This is a genomic window from Pseudomonas sp. VD-NE ins (assembly GCF_031882575.1).
GTDB classification, from domain to species: Bacteria; Pseudomonadota; Gammaproteobacteria; order Pseudomonadales; family Pseudomonadaceae; genus Aquipseudomonas; species Aquipseudomonas fluorescens_BZ.
The window spans coordinates 118,548-140,838 of record NZ_CP134772.1 but is presented as its reverse complement, the minus strand read 5'-3'; the positions used below and the strand labels follow the sequence as shown (position 1 = coordinate 140,838).

The following is a 22,291-nucleotide window of genomic DNA, read 5'->3' as shown; positions in this document are numbered from 1 at the left end:
GTAGTGTTTTGATATCAGCCAAGAGCAAAAAGAACTAACCAGTTAATTTTTAATCGCGAATTTGAAGGTGAAACGTTTTAGTCTGACCCGCACCTAATTGGCTGCAGATTGCGGCGTGATCAACCGCGCTTGCGCCCCGCCCGCATGGACTTGCGCGCTGATCTGCCAGGTGGCGGGTAACGGTGCAAATTCTGTCGGGTCATCGAAGGTGCCAACCAGCCATATCCGGGCATTGCCAGCAACCTCGGCAAGGCTGTCGAGGTAGACATCGTCGCTGACCAGCGTACCGAAACCATATTCGTTCGGGCGCGTCGAACGGCCATCCGCAGCCGGCGGCGTGTACAGCCGCACCTTTGCGCCAGTTCGATCGTAGTAGACGTAACTCAAGTACCAGAGCATGTCGCTGGTAACGATGCGATCACCGGGCTGGAAATGCTGATTGACGTAGTGCACCACGCGATCGAACTGATCATTGCTGTCGACCGCGGCATTGTTGTTCAGGCCAACCATTTCCAAGCCGAGCAACGCCACCAGCACCGCTAACGCGAAGACCCGCACTCGACTGTACAAACGGTCGATGGCCAGTGCTGTCAGCAGCGGCAAACCCAAGGCATAAGCGGTCAGATAGCGCTCGATGAATACCGGTGTGAAGAACGACACCGCAAACACCAGCAACAGCGGTAAGCCGGTGTACAACGCCAGCAGGACACTGCCGCGCGACACGCTGCGATCACGAATGACCGCCACCGCTGCCAGCAGCAGCAACGCCAGCGGCAATGCGCCGAACACCAGCAACGGCAAGTGTTCGCCGTCATCCTGGATCAACCATGTCCAGATCATCGACGGCAACGACGCCAGCGTCACCGGGTCCTCCCAGCCGACATCGCCACCGACCTTGAGCTGCTCCATGTGCTGCGTCAGATCGAGCAAGTTGGGTAGCCACGGCAAGTACAGCGCAGCGATGGCCAGATTCGCCAGCCACCAGCCCGGGCGCTGGATATGTCGCAAGCGATAGCCGCGCTGAAACCGGATCACCGTCAGATAAATCCAGTGACAGAGCGCCGCCAGCACCGCGAAGTAATGTGTGTAGAGCGCCGCCGTCATCAACAGCGCATAAATCGCCAGATAGCGATGACGCTGCGGCCGGCGGATCCAGTAGACCAGCGCCAGCGTCGCGGCGATCAACAGCAGGCCGAGCAGCGAATACATGCGCACTTCCTGGCTGTAACGCACCGCCGTCGGCAACAGCGCCAGCAGCAGACCGGCAAGTATCGCCGCGCGGCGCGTGGCCAAGCGATCCACCAGCCAGATGCCCATTCCGACCGCGGCGATACCGGTCAGAGCGCTGAGACAGCGGATGGCAAAAATGCCGTCGCCAAACAGTTCGATCCAGCCATGCAGCAGCATGAAGTACAGCGGCGGGTGCACATCGAATGCGGCGTGGCGCCAGATATCGGCCAACGAATAGCGCGCCAGCAGCAGGCTGGAACCTTCATCACCCCAAATCGCCGCAGCGGTCAGATCGTAAAAACGCACAGCGGCGGCCAAGAGCAGGATCGGCAGCAGCCAGTGTTCCCTGGCCCAGCGGATCAAGCGCAAGCGGGCAAACCACGACCCCGGTGTTGCATGCGGATCCTGTGTGTCGCCCACCGGTGTCACTCTGTTGACCGCCATTGCTTCCTCTTGCCGTGCCACGACACCACGCCTGTATGAGCCAGAACCTGCCAGTCACTCTAGGTCAGGCGCAGGAGAACCGTCGATGCCGATTTGCGACTTCACGACACCCGGCAACCTTGCCAATCCGCGTCTACGCTCTGGCGTGGCGTGACCAGGCCACGGAGTGCCAAGGCAATAGCATTAGCCTGATCCCACTAGCGGCCCGCCGACAACCAATCAGAAGGATAAGGACTTTATGGACGTTTACATGGGCACTGTTCTGACGTTTGCCTTCAACTACGCGCCCAGCGGCTGGGCCTTGTGCAACGGTCAGATCATCGCAATCAACCAGAACCAGGCGCTGTTTGCATTGCTGGGCACCACCTACGGCGGCAACGGCACCGTCAACTTCGGCCTGCCCAACCTGCAGAGCCGCATGCCGATCTGCCAAGGCAATGGCGGGGGCCTGACGCCGAGAGTCATGGGAGAAATCTCCGGCGCCGAACAAGTCACCGCCACCCTCAACAACCTGCCGAATCACACCCACACCCTCGCCGGCCTTACCGCCACCACCACCGTGCAACTGGCCAACCCGGCCAGCAATCCGGCGGGCGCGCCGACCGCGACCAACGCCTACATTGGTGCTTCGGGCACCGGGCCGGGGCTGGCGAATATCTTTTCCGATGCTCAGGGCGCGTCACCCGTTCCGCTCAAAGGCGCCGCGACCACCATCAGCGGCACGATCTCGCCAACTGGCAACGGCCTGCCGCTACCCATCATGAACCCGTATCTGGTGCTCAACTTCAGCATCGCTCTGAACGGCATTTTCCCTTCGCGTAACTGATCGACCACCGGGGGATCACATCCCCCGGTTCCCCACTTTGCCGGAGCGAGACCATGCTGCAATCGGTTAAAAGCCAACATTTCCAGGCCCTTCGCGGGCGGATCGGCACCCTGCTTCTGCCCGATGGCAGCGCATTGCAAATCCATATCGGCGAACTCGCAGAGAAACCGCTGGCGCAAATGCGTTACAGCGAGCGCATGCCATTCAGCGTCGAATTGAGCAGCCTGGAAGCGACTGAATTCGTCGATGGTTTATGTGCACTGGAGTTGCCTGAACTGGGGCGAGTGGACGGCATCTTCGTGTCGCGGGTACCACCGATGGGGCGGCCGCCAGAGCTGGCTTACTTCCACATCACCTTCAACTGAGCCGAACCCAAGGAGCAGCCTTCGGCAGCTCCTGCACGCAGATTACCGGGGATACCAGACCAGTCGCTCCGCCGCCGGGTTGCTTTCTTCAACCGCAAACCCGAGCGCGAGGTAATGCCGTCGCGCATGGGGATTGCTGGTCCAGACCACCGTCGCCACCGGGCAGCGAATCTGTTGCGCGGCTTTCTGTACACCTTGCAGCACGGCGCGACCAAAGCCCTGGCCACGCGCCTGCGGGATGAACGCCAGATACAACACGCGAATCTCGTTAGCGCCGAAATCAGTACTCAATGCTCCGATCGCCGTGCCGAGCTTTTCCACCACGTAGTGCATGGCGTTGGGGTAGTTGTCGCCCATGCCCAGCTCCTGCACCTGAAACTGCTGGGCGACCAGTTGCTGCACCTGTTCCGGCTCGCCGTCGACCCATTGCAGGTCCGGCCGCGCGGTCTGATACAGGCTTTGCAAAAACGGCCCATCGGTTGCCCGCGAAGGCCGCACCACCAATCCTTCTGCCGCCACTGCTGCGCTGTCCGCCATCATGCTCTCCGTTAGAAACCGCTTTCCCTGACCCCCAGCGCCGCCATTCGGCGCCATGCCACACCGAGCAACGATTCGCCGCTGCCTTGCAAGATCACCACACCGCGCAACGGTTGCGGCGGTGTCGACGCATCGTCCAGCACGCTGAGCCGCGCGCCGTATTGCGCCTGCACCGGTTCGGCCCGCTGCTGTTGATCGCGGCGCACGGCAATCGGCCCGTGGTGATCGGAGGTCAGTGCTTCCTGATCGACGTAGGCCACGCCGTTGGTGTCGATTTCATTCAGTTGCACGGCGAGTGCCGGGTGCATCGGGTCATCGGCGATAAAGCGGCCACTGGCCCCGGGTTTGACTCGCCACAACTCGGCTTCCGCCAGATAGCCGCGCAGGCGCGCGCCGTCTTCGACGACCCGGGCCAGTGCATCCTTGCTCGACAACCAGCGCCCGACCGTCATGTTCGGCAGCAGATCACGCACGCTGCCGGCCTGCGGTGCGCGCAGCAGCAGGCGTTCGCGTTGCGCCGTCAGCCCGCGGTATTCGGCGACTGCTTCGGCCAGCCTTTGCTCGACAATGCCGGCATCGGCGGCGGTTTCGCTGCGACTGGCCTGACGGCGCATCAATAGCTGCTGAATCTGGATTTCCCGGCGCACGATCGCCAGCCGCGACTCGAGATCGGGCGATTCCAGTTCAATCAGCACATCGCCCTGAGCGACTTTCTGCCCGTCCGTCACGTTCACCGCTTTGATCCGCGCCGCCGTCGGCGCGTGCAGGGCACTGGCGCGTCCGGCCTCGAGCATGGTCGGCAACTCCACCGAACTGCGCCACGGCACGATCAGCACCAGCAACAGCCCGAGCAGCGCCAGCGCACTGAGCAACACACGCGGGCCGTGCGCCTGTTCGCGGTGGCTCCACCACTGGCGCCACTCACGCATGATCGGCAAAAAAATGAACCACACCAGTTCCACCAGCATCAGGAAGATCCCCAACACCTTGAAGAACAGGTGATAGACCGCCAGTGCGATCCCGAAAAACAACGCCGCACGCCACAACCATGAGCCATACCCCCAGATCAGCAAACGCCGTTGCATCTTCGGCGACCACGGCTCCGGTGCCGGGGCGCCATAGCCAAACAAAAACTCACGCAGGCGCCAGCGACAGAGGGCAAATGCGCGGCCCTGCAAATTGTCGACTTCCCAGAAATCACTGATCAGAAAATAACCATCAAAGCGCATGAAGGGATTGAGGTTGACTACCAGCGTGGTGATCCACGTGGCGCTGGCGAGCATGAACGCCGCCGTGCGTCCCGGCCCATCCGGCAGCAACGACCACGCCAGCAACGCGATACATGCCAACAGCAATTCCGCGAGCACACCGCCGGCACCGATCAGCAATCGCGCACTACGATCATTAACCCGCCAGGCATCGCTGACATCGGTGTAGAACATCGGCAGCAAAACCATAAACGCCACGCCCATGCTCTGTACCCGACAGCCCGCGCGCTTGGCCATGAACGCATGGCCGAATTCGTGACAGAGCTTGGCGAAGAACAACGCCACGCCAAACGCCAACGCGCCGCCGAGGCTGAACAGGTGTGGAAACGTCCCGACAAAGCGCTGCCAGTCGCGCGAGACCAGAAACACACCCAACGCCAGCGTCGCCGGTAACCCATAGCGCAGCAGGCCCGGGCCGAAGCGCGCAAGCCACGGCCAGGCGCGATTGAGAAACGCGTCCGGTCGCCACAGCGGAATACGGAAAAATAGATATTGATGCAGGAGGATTTGCCACAGGCTTTGCTTTTGCGCCAAGGCCTTGAGGCGGTAGCTGGCGCGCTGTTGGTCGTCGAGTGCGCTGATCAAATCGTGGCCGCGGAGAAACTCCAGCAACTGCTCAAGCTCCGTTCCGTCGAGCGGCAAGCCCGGTTCGCGATTGGCCGCGCGCAAGACTTCCTCAGCGTCACCCAGCGACCAATGGCGCAGCAGGCGCATCGCCGCCGCGCCGAGCTTGAAGTAACGGCCGCGCACCGGATCGGCGAGGGTCCAACGCGGCGAACCGTCCAAGGCCGGCGCCGCGGGCGACAGTTGCAGGTCGGCACGCAGGCTCGGCAGGTTCATTTAGAGGCCCACGCTCTGGCGCAAACCGGCCAAAGGCCGGCGCAGCAGGTACAGCGCCAGTGGCGCGCGGTCGCCGAAGATTTTTGCTGTGCCGCGCAGGCCGATACGCGGCGGCGCCTCGGTAAAATTGGCGTCGAGCCGATAGGCCAGTAGACCGCCCGCCGTGGGTTGCGCCTCGTATGCCGAGCGTTCCAGTGAGGCGAGATGGCGCTTCAGCGGATCGCTGTCGAGAAACAACGCCACTTCGGCACCAGGCTCCAACGAAATCGCATCGCCTACCGCCAATTCGATACGCAGTTCGGCCTGGTTCGGGTCGGCGATGTCCATCAGGCGTTCGCCGGTCTGCACCGGTTTGCCGATCAAGCGTTCGGCGTCGGCGAACACCGCAATGCCGTCGCGCTCGGCGCGGACTTCGCTGCGCTTGAGCAACTCGCGGGCGTAGTCGCGCTCGGCGCGTTTCTGCTCAGCGCGTGCGGCGAGCAAATCGACTTTTGCGCTCGACTCGGCATCGGCAAACGAGCGCTGGGAATTGGATTTCAGTTCAGCTTCGGCCACACCCAGCGCACGCTCAGCGACATCGGCCTGAGCCTTGAGCGTGGTACTTTCGAAACGCACAAGCACGTCGCCGGTTTTCACCGTTTGATTGGGTTTGACCAGAAACTCGGCGATCACTCCGTCCAGCGGCGCCGCCACCACGCGCCCGCCCAGCGGCACCACTTCGGCGGGGGCCAGCACCGATTGACGCACCGGAATCAACAGCCCGAGCAACAGCAGCGCGACCAGTGCCACCTGACGTTTACGGGTCCAGCGCAGTCGCCACGGTTTGCGTGGTTGCAGCGCCAGCCAGGCATGGCTGTAGGTGTCGCCCAATTGCGACAGCAAAACTTGTTCGGAAGGGTTCCACGGCACATCACGGGCCAGCCATAAACCGCCAAACATCTGCCCATCACGATCAACCAGCGGTAGCCAGAACACCTGCGCAGCGGACAGACTGCGCCAGTCGGCCTGGATCGATTCGCTGAGCAGTTCCGGCGCGATCACCCGAGCCTGCTTCAGCACATCCTGCTTGAACAACTGCGCCACGGCCTGCTCGACGAACGCCACGAACGGCGCATTCGGCTCGACCGCACTGACGCCCGTCACGGCTTGTACCTTGCCGGCGATCAATAACGCGGCATGACGAAAGCCAAACAACGACTGGCCGTCATTGACCAGGCTGTAGGCCAGTTGCGCGGCATCGCGGGCAGCGCGAGTCTGCCGTTCAAGGTCGAGAAACCGCGCGAACACCTGTTCAGCGGCGCCGCTCACCGGCGCGTTCACTTAAGCTCCGGGAAACGCGCGGTGCCGCTCATGCCGGCGAGCAAACCTTTGGCTTCGGGAAGTGTGGCGACCAGCAACAGGGTCTGACTGCCCTCATCGATTCGCGCGCCGAGACGTTTCACCGTGGCATCGATCGGCTGGCCGGTTTCATCAGGAACGAAGCTGAAGGTCTGGCCGGGCTTGAGTCTGGCCATCCAGCGCGACGGCACCAGCAAATGAATTTCGAGGGTACGGTTATCGACGACATCGAGCAGCGGTGCGCCGGCCGGCACGCTTTCATAGCGCTGCACCTTGCGCTCGACTACCTGCCCGTCGAACGGCGCGACCACGCTGCAGCGCTTGACCTGCACTTGATACACCTGGGATTGCGCCTGGGTTTCGCTGACCTTGGCCTCGGCCCGCGCCACTTCGAACCGCCCGACGGAATTGAGCGCAGCCAACTGCTTGTTGTGCGCCAGTTCTTCACCGGCACCGCGACTGGCCGCCTGCGCGGCATTGAGCTGGGCTTGATAGGCCGAGCAATCGAACTTCGCCAGCGTATCGCCCTTCTTGAACGACTCGCCCTCACTGAACGGCAACTCGACAATCCGCCCGGAAAGCTCACTGGCCAGCGTCGCCTGATCACGAGCCCGCAACACCCCCCGCGCCTCACTGCTCGCAGTGGCCGTTCCCGACACCGGATTATCAAGCAGCGGATCGTCTGGCCCGGGCGTTTGCGCCTGAACTGCACACGTAACTAAGGTCAATCCGATAACCCAACCGCGAAAACGCTGCATAACCGCTACTCCCTGACGGATGTGCGGAGTCTACGACAGCGGGGGTTAGCGTCAAGCGAAAGGCCATCACTCTTCGGAAATGTAATGTTTCAAAAGAGAAAGCCGCCCAATGATCGTTTAAGAGATGTAGGCAAGCTCCGCTTTCCTACACGAGTTAGGAATGCTACCGATAGCGCATTGCGAATAAGGCGATAGACAGGCTACCTATGGAAGTAAACGCGGGCCGAATGTGCCTCTTTCTGCAACAACTTCTAATATTGGCGCCCTTAAATGGCTTGACCCTAGTCGGCATTGGTAGCCAAAACTGACAAGCCGGTGCTGGAGATAAACCAGCGGAGTGAGCGTGCAATTATTTGGTGGTTGACCTGCATGACGCGCTCAATCTAGGATTGCCTTACTCAACCCCGTACGTAGCGATTCAGTTCGCTGGCAGTTGGGGATGAAAAAACCGGCCTAGGCCGGTTTTTTCGTTTCTGAGGATTTTTTGTGCGCACCGCATTTTTTGTTGATGGCTACAACCTGTTTTACGGCTTGCTCGCTGGCACACCCTATAAATGGCTGAACTTGAACAGCCTGCTGACGCATATTGCCCTCATCGAAAACCCTCAGAGCTCAATAGTCTCGATTGACTACTTCACCTCTCCAATCAAACCCCAGCTGGCAACTCGCGGCCGCGTTTCCAAGGAAGCACAAGACGCGTACGTAAGGGCATTGCGAGCGAGCAAAGTCACCGTGCATTTCGGACGGCATCAATTAGAGCCAGCCAAAGCACCAAGGTTTATAGATAGAAACACCCATGCATCACGTCAGGACAAAGTCGATATCTGGAAACTGGAAGAAAAAGAAACCGATGTTCATATAGCAATCAGCATGTATCGCACTGCAAGCCGGCAAACAATGTCCGAAGGTGCAGGGCGCATTGATCAAATCATTCTGGTTTCCAGTGATACCGACATGACACCTGCTCTGAAGGCGCTCCGAACAGATTTTCCTGCCCTGATCATTGGAGTGATCCTTCCTCATCGGACCGGATCTATCCGCCCGCCCCCAGGCTCATTGAAAGACAATTCACACTGGTTGAGACGCGTTATTTCGACTGAAGAGCTGCGACTTCATCAGTTTCCAAACCGAGTAGCCACTCACAAAAAACCAGCTTTCAAACCGGATTATTGGTAGGTACTTCTGCCGGATACACCGACTCCCATCCCCCACCCAGCGCTTTGTACAACCCGACCATTGCCAGCGAAACACCGGTCGAACTCTCCACCCACTGTTCCTGCGTCGCCAGCAACGCGCCTTGCACAGTAAGGACGTTGACGAAGTCGACCACGCCTTCGACGTACTGCTGTTGCGCGGTGCGCAGGGCGATCTGGTTCTGGCGTACGGCTTCGGCGAGGCTGTCGCGGCGGCGCTGGCTGGCGTTGTAGGCGGTCAGTTGATCGTCGATTTCATGCCAGGCGCGCAGCACGGTTTGCTGATAGGCGACGGCGGCTTCCTGTTGTTGCGCTTCGCGCAGTTGCAGCATGCCGCGCAGGCGTCCGCCGTCGAACAACGGCAGGCTGAATTGTGGGCCGATGCCGAAGGCGCGCGAGCTCCACGAGCCGAAATCGCTGAGTTGCATGGCTTGCGAGCCGAGGTTGCCCGACAGGGTAATACGCGGATAGAAATCGCCCTTGGCCACACCGATATTGGCAGTCGCGGCGTGCAAGCGCGCTTCGGCCTGACGGATGTCCGGGCGGCGTTCGGCCAGTTGCGACGGCAGGCCGATAGCGACTTGCAGCGGCGACTGCGGCACGGCGGCGTCTGTGGATAACTCTTTGGCCAATGCCTGTGGCGGTTCGCCCATCAGCAGGCTGATCGCGTTGATCAACTGCGATTGACGTTGTTCCAGCGCAGGCAGGCGCGATTCGATGGCCGCGACTTGCGCGGCGGCTTCGGCGACGTCGAGATCAGTTGCCACGCCGTCGGCCAGACGCAGTTGCGAGAGCTTCAGACTGTGCCGCGCGACGTCGAGGTTTTGCTCGGTGACGGCGCGGGTGTTCTGCACGCCGCGCAGTTGAATGTAGTTTTGCGCCGTGTCGGCAAGCACCGCCAGCAACACCCCGCGACGGTCGTTTTCGGCAACTTCGAGGTTGGCATCGGCAGCTTCGGTTTCGCGGCGCACGCGGCCCCAGAAATCCAGTTCCCACGAGGCGGAGAAACCGGCATCCCACAGGTTGAAGGCGGAATCGCCGTTGTGCCCGGACGGGTCGCTCAGGCCTTTGCCGCTGTTGCGTTCACGCGCATAGCTGCCGGTGGCGGCGGTGTTCGGATAACGGTCAGCGGTGATCACCTGGCGCGCGGCACGGCTTTGTTGCAGACGGCTGCTGGCCAGTTGCAGGTCGAGGTTGCTTTGCACCGCACGCTGAGTGAGTGCGGAGAGTTGCGAGTCGTGGAAGACTTCCCACCAGCGTTCGTTGAGGGGTTCGCTGACGGCTTGGCTGGGGGCGGACTTGGCGGGTTTGCTCCAGTCAGCGATTTGCGTGGTGTCGGGCTTGTGGAAGTCCGGACCTACGGTGCAGGCGGTGAGGCTTACTGCGAGCAAGGCACTCAAGGTGAGTGGCTGCCACAGACCCCATCGCTGGCAAGCCCGCTCCCACAGGGATTGTGCAGATTGACCGAATTGTTTTGTTCCAAAGGTGGACCCTGTGGGAGCTGGCTTGCCCGCGATGAGGCCAGTCGATTCAATATGAATCATCGCTGAGTCACCTCACGCACCGATGTCGCCGAGCTTTTGGTATCAATGCTCGCCTCCACCGACATCCCGACGCGCAGGCGTTCGGCCAACGGCTGGCCCGGCTCCAGCATGATTTTCACTGGAATCCGCTGCACCACCTTGGTGAAGTTGCCTGTGGCGTTATCCGGTTTTACCGCCGCAAAGGTCACGCCCGTGGCCGGTGCAATACTCTCGACCCGTCCGCTCAACGCTTCGCCGCCGAGGCTATCGACACGCACCTGCACCTCTTGCCCCGGCTGCACGTCAGTCAGCTGTGTTTCCTGAAAATTGGCCACCACGTAAGCCTGTTTCAGCGGCACGACGGCCAGCAGCTTGCTACCCGGCGTCACATACGCGCCTACGCGCACCGCACGCTCGCCGATCATGCCGTCCTGCGGTGCGGTGATGCGCGTGTAGGAGAGTTCGAAACTGGCGATTTCCAGCGCCGCTTGTGCGTGCTTCAAACTGCCTTCGGCGGCATCCCGCTGAGCGGTGAGGATATCGACTTGCTTGCGCTCTGCCGCCAGCTTCGCGGTGGCGGTGTCGAGATGCGCCGTGGCCTGATCGATGCGAGTGCGCGCCTGCTGCGCGTTTTGCACAGTCCCGGCGCCAACGCCAGCGAGATGGTTGTAGCGATTCAATTCCTGCTGGGCGAAAGCCATTTCAGCCTTGGCCGACACCACCGACGCTTGCGCTTGGGCGATCACCGAAGTCTGGCGCTCCAGCGTCGCCTTGGCGTTCTGCAACTGTGCCCGCGCCACCAAGGTTTGCGCATCCGCCGCTTCGGCTGAAGCACGCAAATCGCGGTCATCGATCAGCGCCAGCAACTGGCCCGCCTTCACTTGCTGGTTGTCTTCCACCAACACTTCCTTGATGAAACCCGCCACACGCGGTACCACCAGGGTGTAGTCAGCGGAGACAAACGCGTCGTTGGTGTTTTGCTGGGTACGTTTGCCGAACAGACCGGGCATCGCCAGGTACACCAGCACGCCAACGGCCAGCGCGGCAGCCACGGCCACCGCGAGTTTTTGCTTTGCTTGAGTCGTCATAAAAACCTTCTGTTTCAGTGAAGCAATCAGGTCGGCGCGCGCGGCGGAAAGATCCGCGTCGGCAGCCAGAAAATCAGCAGGATCAGCGCCACCGCGACGCCGGCCATGCACACATAGAGATCGGAAGAAGTCAGCACCACGGCTTGTTCGTGCAGGCGATGGGCGAGGCCCGGATCGCTACGGTCGGCCAGCGGCGAATTGCCGAGGCTGTCGACCAACATGGTCGAGTGGAAATGCAGACGCGCGGTGGTCAGCGCTTCGATCACCCCGGTAGCGACCACGGCCGCCAAGCCTTTCACCGTGTTGAACCACGCGGAGGCGAACGGCCCGTCCTGCGGCTGGATGCTGCCGGTGGACAACATCAACAGCGGCAACACCGACATCGGCTGACCGAAGATCTGCAGCCATTGCAGGACGTAGAAATTGTCGCGAATCCATTCTGAAGTCAGCAGCGATCCGCCCAGGCAGGACAGCGTCAACATGCTCAAACCCATGCCAAGCACCCAGCGGCAATCGACCCAGCGCAGGTTGCACAACGCTGCCACCAACGGCAGCGCAATCAGTTGTGGCAATGCGGCGATCAGCATGATCGGTGCGGTCTGCGCCGGCCGATAACCCTGCACCTGTGCCAGATAACTCGACGGAATCAACACCACCGCCTGCAGAACTATCAGCACACCGGCCAACGTCATCAAGGCGAAAGAAAGGTTGCGGATGCCGAGCATCTGCAATTTGAAAAACGGAATCGGCTGCGACCACTCGTTGATCAGAAACGCCACCAGCAGCAGCGAGCCGGCGCCGAGCAATCCACAGATCAGGCTCGACTCGAACCAATCCAGGCGATTGCCCTGCAACAGGCCGATCACCAGCATGCAAATTGCCGGAAAGCCCAATAGCAGGCCTTTCCAGTTGAACGATTTGAGGCGCTCCAAACGCAGCGGGTCCTGCGGAATGCCCCACGCGACCATCGCCATGGCGATCAGGCACGGCACGATGATTTGCCAGAACGTCCATTGCCAACCGACGTATTCCGTCCACAAACCAGCCAGCGGCGTGCCGAGGCCCGGGCCGAATGTCGCCGTCAGTGCGTAGCCGGCCAGGCCATAGAGCTTGATATTGGCGGGCAGAAAACGCAGGGCGACGGTCATCAGCATCGGCGGCAATGCACCGCCGGCCAGGCCTTGCAGGATGCGCATCAGCAGCAGACTTTCGTAATTCGGCGCGAACGGGCACAGCACCCCGAGCAAGGTGAACAGGCCGATCGCACAGAGGGTGAAGCGGCGCAGCGAGAAGGTCACCGAACACCATGGCGCGAAGGCCATGGCCGCGACCGAGGTGGCGGTGTAGCTGGCAACCAGCCAGGTGCCTTCGTCGTAGCCGATGTGCAGCGCGCCGCGAATATCGGCGAGGGCGACCTTGGTCACCATCTCATTGAGGCCCGACACCAGCACCGCCAGCAGCACGCCGACCAGGCCGATGATGATCCGCGCCCCGAATACCGGTGGCGTGGCCGCCTTCGCCGGGCTGGCCACAGCGATGGGCGCTGCCGCCGTCAGGGATGTCATGAATACACACTCCGGAGGGAAAAATACCGGAGCATCTTAGTCGGGCTTGGCAATGACGAAAATTGACTTATTGGCAGCTTATAAGTGCGTCAGACGCAATTGTTAAAAGCAAAAGATCGCAGCCTTCGGCAGCTCCTACAGGGATATGCATTCCAATGTAGGAGCTGCCGAAGGCTGCGATCTTTTGATCTTAGGGTTGTGCAGCCAGCCAGGTTTCGTCGCAGCAGGCCTTGAGGGTTTCGCGCAGCCAGCGGTGTGCCGGATCCTTGTCGAAACGCGGGTGCCAGGCCTGGGTCAGCATCAGCGTCGGCAACGGGATTGGCAGGTCGAACGAACGCAGTTTCAAACCGAGCCGGCGCACACTCAGCAACGCTTCCTTGGGCACTGGCAGGATCAGGTCGGAATCCGGCAAGGCAAACATCGCCGCATGGAAACTCGGCGCAATCACCGCCACGCGCCGCTCCAGGCCCAGCGCATTCAGCGCCGTGTCGATGGGGCCGCGAGCGATGCCACGGCGCGACATGCTGATATGGGAAAACCCGGCGTAGCGCTCGGCGGTGATTTCGCCATCGAGCAGTGGATGGTCTTCACGTACCAAGCCAACGAAATGGGTTGAGAAAAGGTTTTGCACTTTGACTTCCGGGGTAACCGGCCGAGTGTTGCTGACGCTCAGATCGATGCGCCCCTCGCGCAGCGCTTCATCATCGCCATCGCCTTCCGGAACGAAGCGCAACTCGCAGTGCGGCGCGAGTTGATCGAGGGTATCGAACAGCTTGCCGCCATACACACCAATGAAAAAATCATTGGCGCGGATGCTGAAGCGCCGGCGCAGTGTGCCCAGTTCCACCGAGTCGGCCGAGCGGAACAGCAGCGCGGCTTGCTCGACCACGTCGCGCACCTGTTCGCGCAGTTCCAGCGCCTTGGGCGTTGGCACCAGGCCTCGGCCGGCGCGCACCAGAATCGGATCGCCAATGGCTTCGCGGATCCGCGTCAAGGTGCGGCTCATGGCGGCCGGACTGAGATTCATCCGCCGTGCAGCGCCGACCACACTGCCCTCGTCGAGCAAGGCGTCGAGGGCGACCAGAAGGTTCATGTCCGGGAGTTGCATACTGAGCACTCATGACGGATCAGGATTGATCTGGGTGCAATGCTAGCAAACATCTTTCAGACTAGGTGTTGATCTGACCGACGCCTTCGCGAGCAAGCTCGCTCCCACACTTGGTATGCACTCCCCTGTGGGAGCGAGCTTGCTCGCGAAGAGGCCAGCCCAGCCGCCCAACATTTCAGCGCTGCATCCCCCAACGCTTAACCGTCACCCGCTCCAGCGTATCGAACACCAGATTCTCCACCAGCAACCCGATCAAAATCACCACCGCCAACCCGGCAAACACCTTGTCGGTATACAGCTCATTGCGATTCTGAAAGATGTACCAACCCAGCCCACCCTTGCCACTGGTCGCACCAAACACCAGTTCCGCCGCGATCAAGGTGCGCCAGGCAAACGCCCAACCGATCTTCAGCCCGGCCAGAATCGACGGCAGCGCCGCCGGAATCAGGATGAACAGCACCAGCCGCAAGCCCTTCAAACCATAATTGCGCCCAGCCATACGCAACGTCTCGGAAACCCCGAGAAACCCCGCATAGGTGTTCAACGCCAGCGCCCACAACACCGAATGCACCAACACGAAAATCAGGCTGTTCTGCCCCAGACCAAACCACAGCAGCGCCAGCGGCAGCAGGGCAATCGCCGGCAACGGGTTGAACATCGAGGTCATCGTGCTCAACAGATCACGGCCCAACTGCGTCGATACGGCCAACGTGGTCAGGGCAAACGCCAAAACGATGCCGATCAGATAACCCTTGATCAGCACCACCAGCGATATCCACACCTTGGCCAGCAGCTCACCGCTGAGCAGACCCTCGAACAGCGCGTGGCTGGTCTGCAGGAAACTCGGCAGCATCAGGTCATTGTTCTGGATCCGCGCGACCACTTCCCACAGCACCGCCAACACAATCGGGATCAGGCCTTTACGCAACCAGCCCTGTTGCCACAGCCGCGTGCCGAGGGACAGCTCACGCTCGACCGGCACTTCGGTCAGCGGCTCCAGCACAATTTCGAATTCTTCACGCACAGATGATGAATGGCTCATCGGGTAGTCCTCCTGGCCGCTCAATAGGCGATGCGAATGTCGTTGAAGTCGTGGTCACGCTCGGTTTCCGGCGACTGGCCTTCATCGAACAGCAGACGATGAATGCGCCGCGCCGATTCCTGAAACGCCACACCACCGAGGCTGTGCAGATCGTATTGATGGCTGTGCACTTCGGCGCGCACTCGGCCGGGATGCGGCGACAACAGCAGGATGCGATTGCCGACCACCAACGCCTCTTCAATCGAGTGGGTAACGAACAGCAGAGTGAAGCGCACCTCTTCCCAGAGCAGCAGCAATTCTTCCTGCATCTTGCGTCGGGTCAGTGCATCGAGCGCGGCGAACGGCTCGTCCATCAAGAGGATCTTCGGCTGCATCGCCAACGCCCGGGCAATCGCCACGCGCGCTTTCATGCCGCCAGACAAGGTGTGCGGATAAGCATCGGCGAACGCTGCCAGCCCGACTTTTTCCAGATAGTGCAGCGCGCGTTCTTCGGCTTCTTTTTTCTTCAGCGTTCGCGACGCGAGCAGCGGAAACATCACGTTCTGTTTAACGGTTTTCCACGGCGGCAGCTGATCGAATTCCTGAAACACCACGATCCGGTCCGGCCCCGGCGCGTCGACGCGCTGGCCTTGCAGACGGATCTCGCCTTCACACGGCTGAATGAACCCGGCGACTGCTTTGAGCAAGGTGGACTTGCCGCATCCGGATGGGCCGAGCAGCACGTAGCGATCGGCCGGATCGATTTCAAAACTGACCTGGTGGGTGGCGCGCACCACACGTTGCGGCGTGCGGTATTCGAGGCTGACATGATCGACCGCCAGCAGCGCGTCGCTGCGGGCGATCGGGTTGCTGGCCGCGTGGCCTGGCAAGGGAGCATTCATGATTTGATCAATCTCCGGCGAATCAGAAAGGCGCATCGCCCTGAATGGTTGTGCGATACAGCTTGCGGCGCAGGTGCGCCGGGCAGCCGGCGGCGAGATGGATCAGCGAACGGTTATCCCAGAACACCAGATCGTGAGGCTGCCACTGATGGCGGTAGATGTTTTGCGGCAGCACGCTGTGGGCGTAGAGCTCGCTCAGCAGTTGCTGGCTCTCGTCATCCGGCAGGCCGACGATGCGTGTGGTGAAACCTTCGCTGACGAACAACGCCTTGCGGCCGTTTTCCGGGTGCGTACGCACCACCGGATGCACCACTTCCGCAACCTGAGCCAGTTGCTCCGGGGTCAGGGTCGGGCGCCAGTTGCCTTCGAATTTGGTTTCGCTGTAGCGGGCGGTGTAGGAATGCGCGGCCGAACGACCTTCAACAGCTTTGCGCAAGGCCTCGGGCAAGCTGTCCCAGGCTTTGTGCATATCGGCGAACAGGGTGTCGCCACCCTCGGACGGCAACTCCTGCGCGTGGAGCATCGAGCCGAGGCTTGGCAGCTCTTTATAGGAGAGGTCGGAGTGCCAAAACTTGCCGGCATCGCCGAGGCCGATGTTCTGGCCGTTTTCGATGATGTTGGAAACGATGAGGATTTCCGGGTGATCGGCCAGCAGGAACTGCTTGAGCACATGGATCTGCAACACGCCGAAGCGGCGGCTGAAGTCGATCTGCTGTTGCGGGGTAATTTGCTGGTCACGGAATACCACGACGTGGTGATCCAGGTGCGCGCGATGGATGCGCGCAAAGTCCTGATCATTGATCGGCCGGGTGAGGTCGAGGCCAATGATTTCGGCGCCGACGGCACCGCTGAACGGGCGGATTTCAAAGGTTTGCGGCGCGGCGGTCGCGGCGCTTGGGGAAGCAGTAGCTGCGGACATCTTTCCATCTCCCACGCACGGCACGCTCACGGGCGCGCTCGTCGATCAGACACTCACGCTGGATTGCGTGTTGGTTCAGGTCGTGCGGCGCGCCGATTGGTCGGCAGGTACGCAGGGGGATGACTTTATAGCTATAAGAACTGGAGATTAAATACCGTTATTGAATAACGATATGGCGAATGGTGAGGAATGGACTGGATGGTGAGTGACGGTTTTTGTCACTTCCTGACAGGCATGTGGTGTTTTGGCTGCCGCCATCGCTGGCAAGCCAGCTCCCACAGGTTTCTCGGCTGGAACACTAACATGTGTCCGACACAGAAACTTGTGGGAGCTGCGGTGCGACGATTCGACTTGCCAGCGATGAGGCCAGAAAGACCAACGAAGATCTAGCGCTCGTGCAACGCCTCGGCCCGCGCGCGGATGATCGGTTTGAGCAGGTAGCTCAACACGGATTTCTTGCCGGTAATGATGTCCACCGACGCCACCATCCCCGGGATGATCAGCAATGGCTTTTCATCGGTACCCAAGTGGCTGCGCTCAGTGCGCACCTTGATGATGTAGTAGGTGGTTTTCTTGTCTTCGTCGGTAATGGTGTCGGCGCCGATCTGCTCAAGCTTGGCCTTGAGCCCGCCGTAGATGGTGTAGTCGTACGCGGTAAATTTGACGATCGCTTCCTGTCCCGGGTGCAGGAACGCGATGTCTTGCGGACGAATCTTGGCTTCGACCAGCAAGGTGTCATCCAGCGGGACGATTTCGACCATGTCGCTGCCCGGCTGGATCACCCCGCCGATGGTGTTGACCAGCAGTTTGTTGACGATGCCGCGCACTGGCGATGTCACCAGCGTCCGGCTGACGCGGTCTTCCAGGGCCTTGCCGGTCGCGCTGGCCTTGTTCAGGTCGGTGCGCGCCTCATTGAGTTGGGTCAGCGCTTCGCTGCGGAATTTGCCACGCGTTTCGTCGATCTTGCGCTGCACTTCCTTGATCGCCGATTCGGCGCGCGGAATCGCCAGCGTCGTTGCATCCAGCTGACCACGGGTTTCCACCTCGGCACGCTTCAGACGTAGCACTTCCACCGGCGACACCGCGCCCTGCGCCACCAGCGGCTCGGACATGTTGATTTCCTGCCGCTGCAAGCCGAGTTGCTGACGATACTGCGCTTGCTTGGAGCCGAACTCGCGCAGCTCTTGCTGACGCTGGATCAACTGCTCCTGCAAACCACCGATCTCGTCGTGCAGTTGCTGGCGGCGGCTGATGTACAGCGATTCTTCGCTTTTTGCCTGTCCCGGCACGGCTTTGAGCACGTCCTCAGGGAAATTCAGGGGACGGTCATCCACTTCAGCGCTCAGACGCTCGACGCGCAGCAGCATCGACAGACGATCGGCCTCGGTTTCGCCAACGTTGGAGGCAAATCGCGTGTCGTCGAGGCGAATCAACGGCGCGCCGGCTTCAACGATCTGGCCTTCCTTGACGAACAGTTCGGAGATGATCCCGCCCTCAAGGTTCTGGATTTTCTGGATCTTCGACGACGGAATCGCCTTGCCGTCGCCTTTGGTCACTTCGTCGATCACGGCGAAGTTGGCCCACAGCAGCAGGAAGATAAAGAAACCGATGATCGCCCAGATCGTCAGGCGCACGACGCGCGGGGCGTCCTCGATCAGCGCCTTGTTGACCTCCGGCAGTGGCTGGCCCTGCAACGATGCCGAGCCTTTGAAGTAGCGACGGATCGAATCCTTGAAACCCGACTTAAGCAACACTGATCTGCCCCTTCTTCAACGCTTCCATCACGGCGGCTTTCGGGCCATCGGCGAGAATTTGTCCACGGTCGATCACCAGCAGACGATCCACCAGCGACAACAGTGAAGCCCGGTGCGTCACCAGCACCACGGTCTTGTTTTCAATCACGGCCGCAAGGCGTTGTTTGAGGCGTTCTTCGCCGGTGTTGTCCATGGCGCTGGTCGGCTCGTCCATCAGCAAAATCGGCGGGTTGAGCAACAAGGCCCGGGCCAGCGCGACGTTCTGCCGTTGGCCGCCGGAGAGGTTCTGCCCGCGCTCGCCAACTTGCAGCTCGTAACCTTGTGGATGCAGACGAGCGAATTCGTGGACGCCGGCCAGTTCGGCTGCCTGCAGGACAAGCTCGTCTTCTACATAGCGTGCGCCGGAGACCAGGTTGTCACGCAGGGTGCCGGCCAGCAGTTGGATGTCTTGCGGCACGTAGCCGATGTTGTAGCGCAACTCGCTGACGTCGATCTGGCGGATATCCACACCGTCGACCAGCAGCGCGCCATCGTCCGGCTGATACAGGCCGACCAGCAGTTTGGCGAGGGAGCTTTTGCCCGAGCCACTGCGGCCGATGATGCCAATCTTCTCGCCGGGACGGATCACCAGGTTGATGTTTTTCAGCGCTGGGTTCTGTTGTTCCGGGTAGGTGAAGTTGAGCTGGCGGCATTCGATCGCGCCCTGCAAAACCTTGCGGCTCAACGGGCGCTCTTCGAAGTTGCGCTCTTGCGGCAGCTCCATCATCTGGTCGACCGAAGTCATGGTTACCCGTGCCTGCTGATAACGGGTCAACAGACCGGACAGCGAGGCCAGCGGGCTGAGGGCGCGACCGCTGAGCATGTAGCAGGCAATCAGACCACCCATGCTCAGGTTGCCAGCGATGATCTGGTACACGCCGAAGACAATCATGATCACCCCGGCCAGTTGCTGGATCAGCAGGGTGATGTTCATCGCCAGACCGGAAAGCATTTTCACCCGCAGCTCGAGGCGACTGAGGGTGCCGATGGTCTGCTCCCACTGGTACTGGCGTTCGCTTTCAGCGTTGTTGACCTTCACCGCGTCGAGGCCGGCGAGGGTTTCGATCAGGCTCGACTGGCGCTCGGCGCCGAGGGCCATGGTGCGTTCCATGGTGGCCACCAGCGGCTTCTGCAGGGCGTAGCCGATCAGCAGGGCAATCGGGAACGCCAACACCGGAATCCACACCAGATGCCCGCCGAGAATGGCGATGACAATAAAGATCAGGATGGTGAACGGCAGGTCGATCAGGCTGGTCAGGGTCAGCGAGGCGAGGAAGTCGCGCAGGCTCTGAAACTCATGGATGTTCTGCGCAAAGCTGCCGACTCGCGCCGGACGGTACTTCATGGCCATGCCGACGATGCGCTCGAACAGCGTCGCGGAGATGATCAGGTCGGTTTTCTTCCCGGCCAGGTCCAGGCACAGGGCGCGCAGACTCTTGAGGACCAGGTCGAAGATGTAGGCACCGGTGATACCCAGCGCCAGCACCCACAAGGTCGCTTCGGCCTGGTTCGGCACCACGCGGTCGTAGACGTTCATCACGAACAGCGGCGCGGCCATGGCGATGATGTTGATCAGGAAACTCGCGGCGATCGCATCGGCATACAGCCAGCGCGAACGCTTGAGGGTGTCGCGGAACCACGAGCGCGCACGCGGAATCAGCGTGCCGTGGTTGACGTCGAATTTGTGTTGCGGCTGAGCGAAGAAGACTTTGCCGGTGTAATCGTCGGCGAGCAGTTCGCGGCTGACTATGGACTCGCCGCCGTCGGTTTCGCTAAGCAGCACCCGCGCTTCGTTGTCGCCCTGCCAGCCGAGCAGGACGGCGCTGCGGCCATCCTTGAGCAGCAACAGTGCCGGCATGGCGATCGCCGGAATTTCTTCCAGCTTGCGCTGCAGCACCCGACCTTGCAGGCCGGCGCGCGCCGCCGCACGGGGCAGCAACTCGACACTCAGGCGTTGTTTGGGCAGCGGCAGGCCAGTGGTCAGCATCGCCGCGCTGGCGGGTTTCTGATGGAGCATGCAAAGGGCGAGCAGGCCATCCAGTAACGGATCGTCGTGCAACGCGCGTGGATCATGACTGAGTTGAACTCGACTGACTTCTGATTCCACGCTCGACACTCTTTGACAGTTGAAAAGGGATAACTCAATTCATCCCAGGCAGCTGGACCTTGGGCTTCACGTCGTTCTGCACAACGGATGCCAACGGTGCGACCACTCCCTGGCTTCTGAGCAACTCGCCCATGGTCGCCTTGATTCGGTACTGAGTAAATAACTGAATGTTTTTGATTTCCGCCAGACGCCGCGAAGCGGTGAACAACTCGTTTTCGCTGTCGAGCAAATCCAGCAGGGTGCGCTCGCCGAGGCTGAACTGACGCTGGTAAGCGGTGCGCACCGAGGTGCTGTGATCGACGTATTGCTGCGCGATCGGCACCTGCGCGTTGGCGTTGTTCAGGGCGTTCCAGGCCAGACCGAGTTCTTCGTTCAACTGGCGCAGGGCGTTGTTGCGGATGTCCAGCGCCTGGTTCGACAGGTACGACTTGGATTCCAGATCGGCCTTGTTGCTGCCACCGGAATAGAGGTTGAAGCGCATGCGCAGCATGGCTTGCCATTCGTTGTTGTGACCGTTCTGGCCGTCGAGATCGTTGTCGGCGGTGCGACCCAGTTCAGCGTCGAAACGCGGGTAGAAGGTCGACTTGGCGGTTTCGTACTGTTTCTCGGCAGCGGCGATATCGGACTCGGCCGAGCGCAGGATCGGGCTGTTTTCCAGCATCTGCAGGCGCGCTTCATTGAGGTTGGCCGGCATCATCGCCATGAACGGCGCCGGACGCTCGAGTTGATCGGGCATCTGGCCAACGGCACTGAGGAAGTTGGTTTCCGAGTCGGCCAGATTGGTCTGCTCGGTGATCAGGTTGTTGCGGGCCTGAGCCATCCGCGCTTCGGCCTGATCGAGGTCGGCACCGCTGCCGACGCCACGCTGGGTGCGCAGCTGGATCTGGTCGTAGATGCGCTGGTGGCTCTTGAGGTTGTCTTCGGCCAGACGCACGAATTCGCGACGGGTCAGCACGTCCAGATAAACCTGGGCGACGGTCAGCGCGGTGCGCTCGGAAGTGCCGAGCAACGAGTAGGCGCGGGAGTTGACGGTGGCTTGTTGACGCCCGACTTCGCTGGACGTCGCAAAACCGTCAAACACCATTTGCGAGAGACGTAAACTTGACTCGCTGCGGTTCAGGGTTTCCCAGTGGTTGCCACCGCCATTGGCACGGGTGGTGACGCTGTCGGTGCCTTCACGGCCATAACCGCCGAGCAGATCGACCTTCGGCAGGTATCCACCTTTTGCCGCTCTTAATTGATAATCCGCCGCCAATCGACTGTTGACCCCTGCCTGGATTTCCGGATGGACATCCAGTGCCTGTTGCATGGCTTCTGGTAAGGATTGTGCTTGAACAAAAGAGGCGGCGAGCGCGAAGGGTACAGCCATGAAAAGGGGCAAACGCATGGTAATAATTTTCCAGAACTTCTTGTCTTGAATCACAGCAGAATGTCGCGCTGCGTCGGATGATTGGCAACCGGTTTGA

At 60.9% G+C, this 22,291-nt stretch carries 18 protein-coding genes; 3 read left to right on the top strand and 15 right to left on the bottom strand.

Annotation, left to right across the window (positions count from 1 at the left end; all coding sequences use genetic code 11):
- Nucleotides 1–93: 93 nt before the first annotated feature.
- Nucleotides 94–1,674 (bottom strand): glycosyltransferase family 39 protein, encoded by a 1,581-nt coding sequence (locus RMV17_RS00575; RefSeq protein ID WP_311884789.1) that lies wholly within the window; start codon nucleotides 1,672–1,674, stop codon nucleotides 94–96.
- Nucleotides 1,675–1,912: 238 nt separating this feature from the next.
- On the opposite strand from RMV17_RS00575, the gene RMV17_RS00570 reads away from it, so the two are divergent.
- On the top strand, nucleotides 1,913–2,500 hold the full coding sequence (locus RMV17_RS00570) for a tail fiber protein (protein WP_311884787.1): 588 nt from the start codon (nucleotides 1,913–1,915) through the stop codon (nucleotides 2,498–2,500).
- A 53-nt stretch (nucleotides 2,501–2,553) separates the two neighbouring features.
- The gene (locus RMV17_RS00565) at nucleotides 2,554–2,865 is read left to right on the top strand and encodes a hypothetical protein (protein WP_311884785.1); all 312 of its coding nucleotides are present in this window, start codon (nucleotides 2,554–2,556) and stop codon (nucleotides 2,863–2,865) included.
- Nucleotides 2,866–2,907: 42 nt separating this feature from the next.
- Here the strand turns inward: RMV17_RS00565 and RMV17_RS00560 are convergent, their stop codons facing one another.
- The 4 genes from RMV17_RS00560 to RMV17_RS00545 are packed head-to-tail and all read right to left on the bottom strand — an operon-like array spanning nucleotide 2,908 to nucleotide 7,606.
- Nucleotides 2,908–3,402, bottom strand: a complete 495-nt coding sequence (locus tag RMV17_RS00560) for a GNAT family N-acetyltransferase (protein ID WP_311884783.1) — start codon at nucleotides 3,400–3,402, stop codon at nucleotides 2,908–2,910.
- 11 nt (nucleotides 3,403–3,413) lie between these two features.
- On the bottom strand, nucleotides 3,414–5,510 hold the full coding sequence (locus RMV17_RS00555) for a biotin/lipoyl-binding protein (RefSeq protein ID WP_311884781.1): 2,097 nt from the start codon (nucleotides 5,508–5,510) through the stop codon (nucleotides 3,414–3,416).
- Nucleotides 5,511–6,830 carry an HlyD family efflux transporter periplasmic adaptor subunit gene (locus RMV17_RS00550; RefSeq protein ID WP_311884779.1) on the bottom strand — a complete coding sequence of 440 codons (1,320 nt, stop codon included), beginning with the start codon at nucleotides 6,828–6,830 and terminating at the stop codon, nucleotides 5,511–5,513.
- Nucleotides 6,827–7,606 carry an efflux RND transporter periplasmic adaptor subunit gene (locus RMV17_RS00545; RefSeq protein WP_311884777.1) on the bottom strand — a complete coding sequence of 260 codons (780 nt, stop codon included), beginning with the start codon at nucleotides 7,604–7,606 and terminating at the stop codon, nucleotides 6,827–6,829. The genes RMV17_RS00550 and RMV17_RS00545 overlap by 4 nt, the downstream gene beginning before the upstream one ends.
- 486 nt (nucleotides 7,607–8,092) lie before the next feature.
- Here RMV17_RS00545 and RMV17_RS00540 point away from each other — a divergent pair, with 486 nt between their 5' ends.
- The gene (locus tag RMV17_RS00540; protein ID WP_311884775.1) at nucleotides 8,093–8,782 is read left to right on the top strand and encodes an NYN domain-containing protein; all 690 of its coding nucleotides are present in this window, start codon (nucleotides 8,093–8,095) and stop codon (nucleotides 8,780–8,782) included.
- Here the strand turns inward: RMV17_RS00540 and RMV17_RS00535 are convergent.
- The 10 genes from RMV17_RS00535 to RMV17_RS00490 form a co-directional block, all read right to left on the bottom strand.
- The gene (locus RMV17_RS00535; protein ID WP_311884773.1) at nucleotides 8,763–10,343 is read right to left on the bottom strand and encodes an efflux transporter outer membrane subunit; all 1,581 of its coding nucleotides are present in this window, start codon (nucleotides 10,341–10,343) and stop codon (nucleotides 8,763–8,765) included. The two genes, RMV17_RS00540 and RMV17_RS00535, sit on opposite strands and share 20 nt — an antisense overlap.
- Nucleotides 10,340–11,410 (bottom strand): HlyD family secretion protein, encoded by a 1,071-nt coding sequence (locus RMV17_RS00530; protein ID WP_311884772.1) that lies wholly within the window; start codon nucleotides 11,408–11,410, stop codon nucleotides 10,340–10,342. The genes RMV17_RS00535 and RMV17_RS00530 overlap by 4 nt, the downstream gene beginning before the upstream one ends.
- Before the next feature lie 26 nt (nucleotides 11,411–11,436).
- Nucleotides 11,437–12,975: an MFS transporter gene (locus tag RMV17_RS00525; RefSeq protein WP_311884771.1), complete on the bottom strand. Its 1,539-nt coding sequence runs from the start codon at nucleotides 12,973–12,975 to the stop codon at nucleotides 11,437–11,439.
- A 190-nt stretch (nucleotides 12,976–13,165) separates the two neighbouring features.
- A complete protein-coding gene (locus RMV17_RS00520; protein ID WP_016985559.1) occupies nucleotides 13,166–14,083 on the bottom strand; it encodes a LysR family transcriptional regulator in 918 nt (305 codons plus the stop codon).
- Between the two features lie 175 nt (nucleotides 14,084–14,258).
- Nucleotides 14,259–15,125 (bottom strand): ABC transporter permease, encoded by an 867-nt coding sequence (locus RMV17_RS00515; protein ID WP_311884770.1) that lies wholly within the window; start codon nucleotides 15,123–15,125, stop codon nucleotides 14,259–14,261.
- 20 nt (nucleotides 15,126–15,145) lie between these two features.
- Nucleotides 15,146–16,006, bottom strand: a complete 861-nt coding sequence (locus tag RMV17_RS00510; RefSeq protein WP_007918315.1) for an ABC transporter ATP-binding protein — start codon at nucleotides 16,004–16,006, stop codon at nucleotides 15,146–15,148.
- 22 nt (nucleotides 16,007–16,028) lie between these two features.
- Nucleotides 16,029–16,925, bottom strand: a complete 897-nt coding sequence (locus RMV17_RS00505) for a TauD/TfdA family dioxygenase (RefSeq protein WP_311884767.1) — start codon at nucleotides 16,923–16,925, stop codon at nucleotides 16,029–16,031.
- Between the two features lie 386 nt (nucleotides 16,926–17,311).
- On the bottom strand, nucleotides 17,312–18,679 hold the full coding sequence (locus RMV17_RS00500) for an HlyD family type I secretion periplasmic adaptor subunit (RefSeq protein ID WP_034151794.1): 1,368 nt from the start codon (nucleotides 18,677–18,679) through the stop codon (nucleotides 17,312–17,314).
- The gene (locus RMV17_RS00495; RefSeq protein WP_034151793.1) at nucleotides 18,669–20,825 is read right to left on the bottom strand and encodes a type I secretion system permease/ATPase; all 2,157 of its coding nucleotides are present in this window, start codon (nucleotides 20,823–20,825) and stop codon (nucleotides 18,669–18,671) included. Before RMV17_RS00495 ends, RMV17_RS00500 begins: the two co-directional genes overlap by 11 nt.
- Before the next feature lie 34 nt (nucleotides 20,826–20,859).
- Nucleotides 20,860–22,212 carry a TolC family outer membrane protein gene (locus RMV17_RS00490; RefSeq protein WP_311884764.1) on the bottom strand — a complete coding sequence of 451 codons (1,353 nt, stop codon included), beginning with the start codon at nucleotides 22,210–22,212 and terminating at the stop codon, nucleotides 20,860–20,862.
- Between the last annotated feature and the right edge of the window lie 79 nt (nucleotides 22,213–22,291).

Bases quoted from the DNA above. Each gene is read 5' to 3' on its own strand.
- RMV17_RS00530 (WP_311884772.1), bottom strand. From the start codon at position 11,410: ATGACGACTCAAGCAAAGCAAAAACTCGCGGTGGCCGTGGCTGCCGCG.
- RMV17_RS00520 (WP_016985559.1), bottom strand. From the start codon at position 14,083: ATGCAACTCCCGGACATGAACCTTCTGGTCGCCCTCGACGCCTTGCTC.
- RMV17_RS00505 (WP_311884767.1), bottom strand. From the start codon at position 16,925: ATGTCCGCAGCTACTGCTTCCCCAAGCGCCGCGACCGCCGCGCCGCAA.
- RMV17_RS00545 (WP_311884777.1), bottom strand. From the start codon at position 7,606: ATGCAGCGTTTTCGCGGTTGGGTTATCGGATTGACCTTAGTTACGTGT.
- RMV17_RS00525 (WP_311884771.1), bottom strand. From the start codon at position 12,975: ATGACATCCCTGACGGCGGCAGCGCCCATCGCTGTGGCCAGCCCGGCG.
- RMV17_RS00490 (WP_311884764.1), bottom strand. From the start codon at position 22,212: ATGCGTTTGCCCCTTTTCATGGCTGTACCCTTCGCGCTCGCCGCCTCT.
- RMV17_RS00575 (WP_311884789.1), bottom strand. From the start codon at position 1,674: ATGGCGGTCAACAGAGTGACACCGGTGGGCGACACACAGGATCCGCAT.
- RMV17_RS00515 (WP_311884770.1), bottom strand. From the start codon at position 15,125: ATGAGCCATTCATCATCTGTGCGTGAAGAATTCGAAATTGTGCTGGAG.
- RMV17_RS00570 (WP_311884787.1), top strand. From the start codon at position 1,913: ATGGACGTTTACATGGGCACTGTTCTGACGTTTGCCTTCAACTACGCG.
- RMV17_RS00560 (WP_311884783.1), bottom strand. From the start codon at position 3,402: ATGGCGGACAGCGCAGCAGTGGCGGCAGAAGGATTGGTGGTGCGGCCT.
- RMV17_RS00555 (WP_311884781.1), bottom strand. From the start codon at position 5,510: ATGAACCTGCCGAGCCTGCGTGCCGACCTGCAACTGTCGCCCGCGGCG.
- RMV17_RS00535 (WP_311884773.1), bottom strand. From the start codon at position 10,343: ATGATTCATATTGAATCGACTGGCCTCATCGCGGGCAAGCCAGCTCCC.
- RMV17_RS00510 (WP_007918315.1), bottom strand. From the start codon at position 16,006: ATGAATGCTCCCTTGCCAGGCCACGCGGCCAGCAACCCGATCGCCCGC.
- RMV17_RS00565 (WP_311884785.1), top strand. From the start codon at position 2,554: ATGCTGCAATCGGTTAAAAGCCAACATTTCCAGGCCCTTCGCGGGCGG.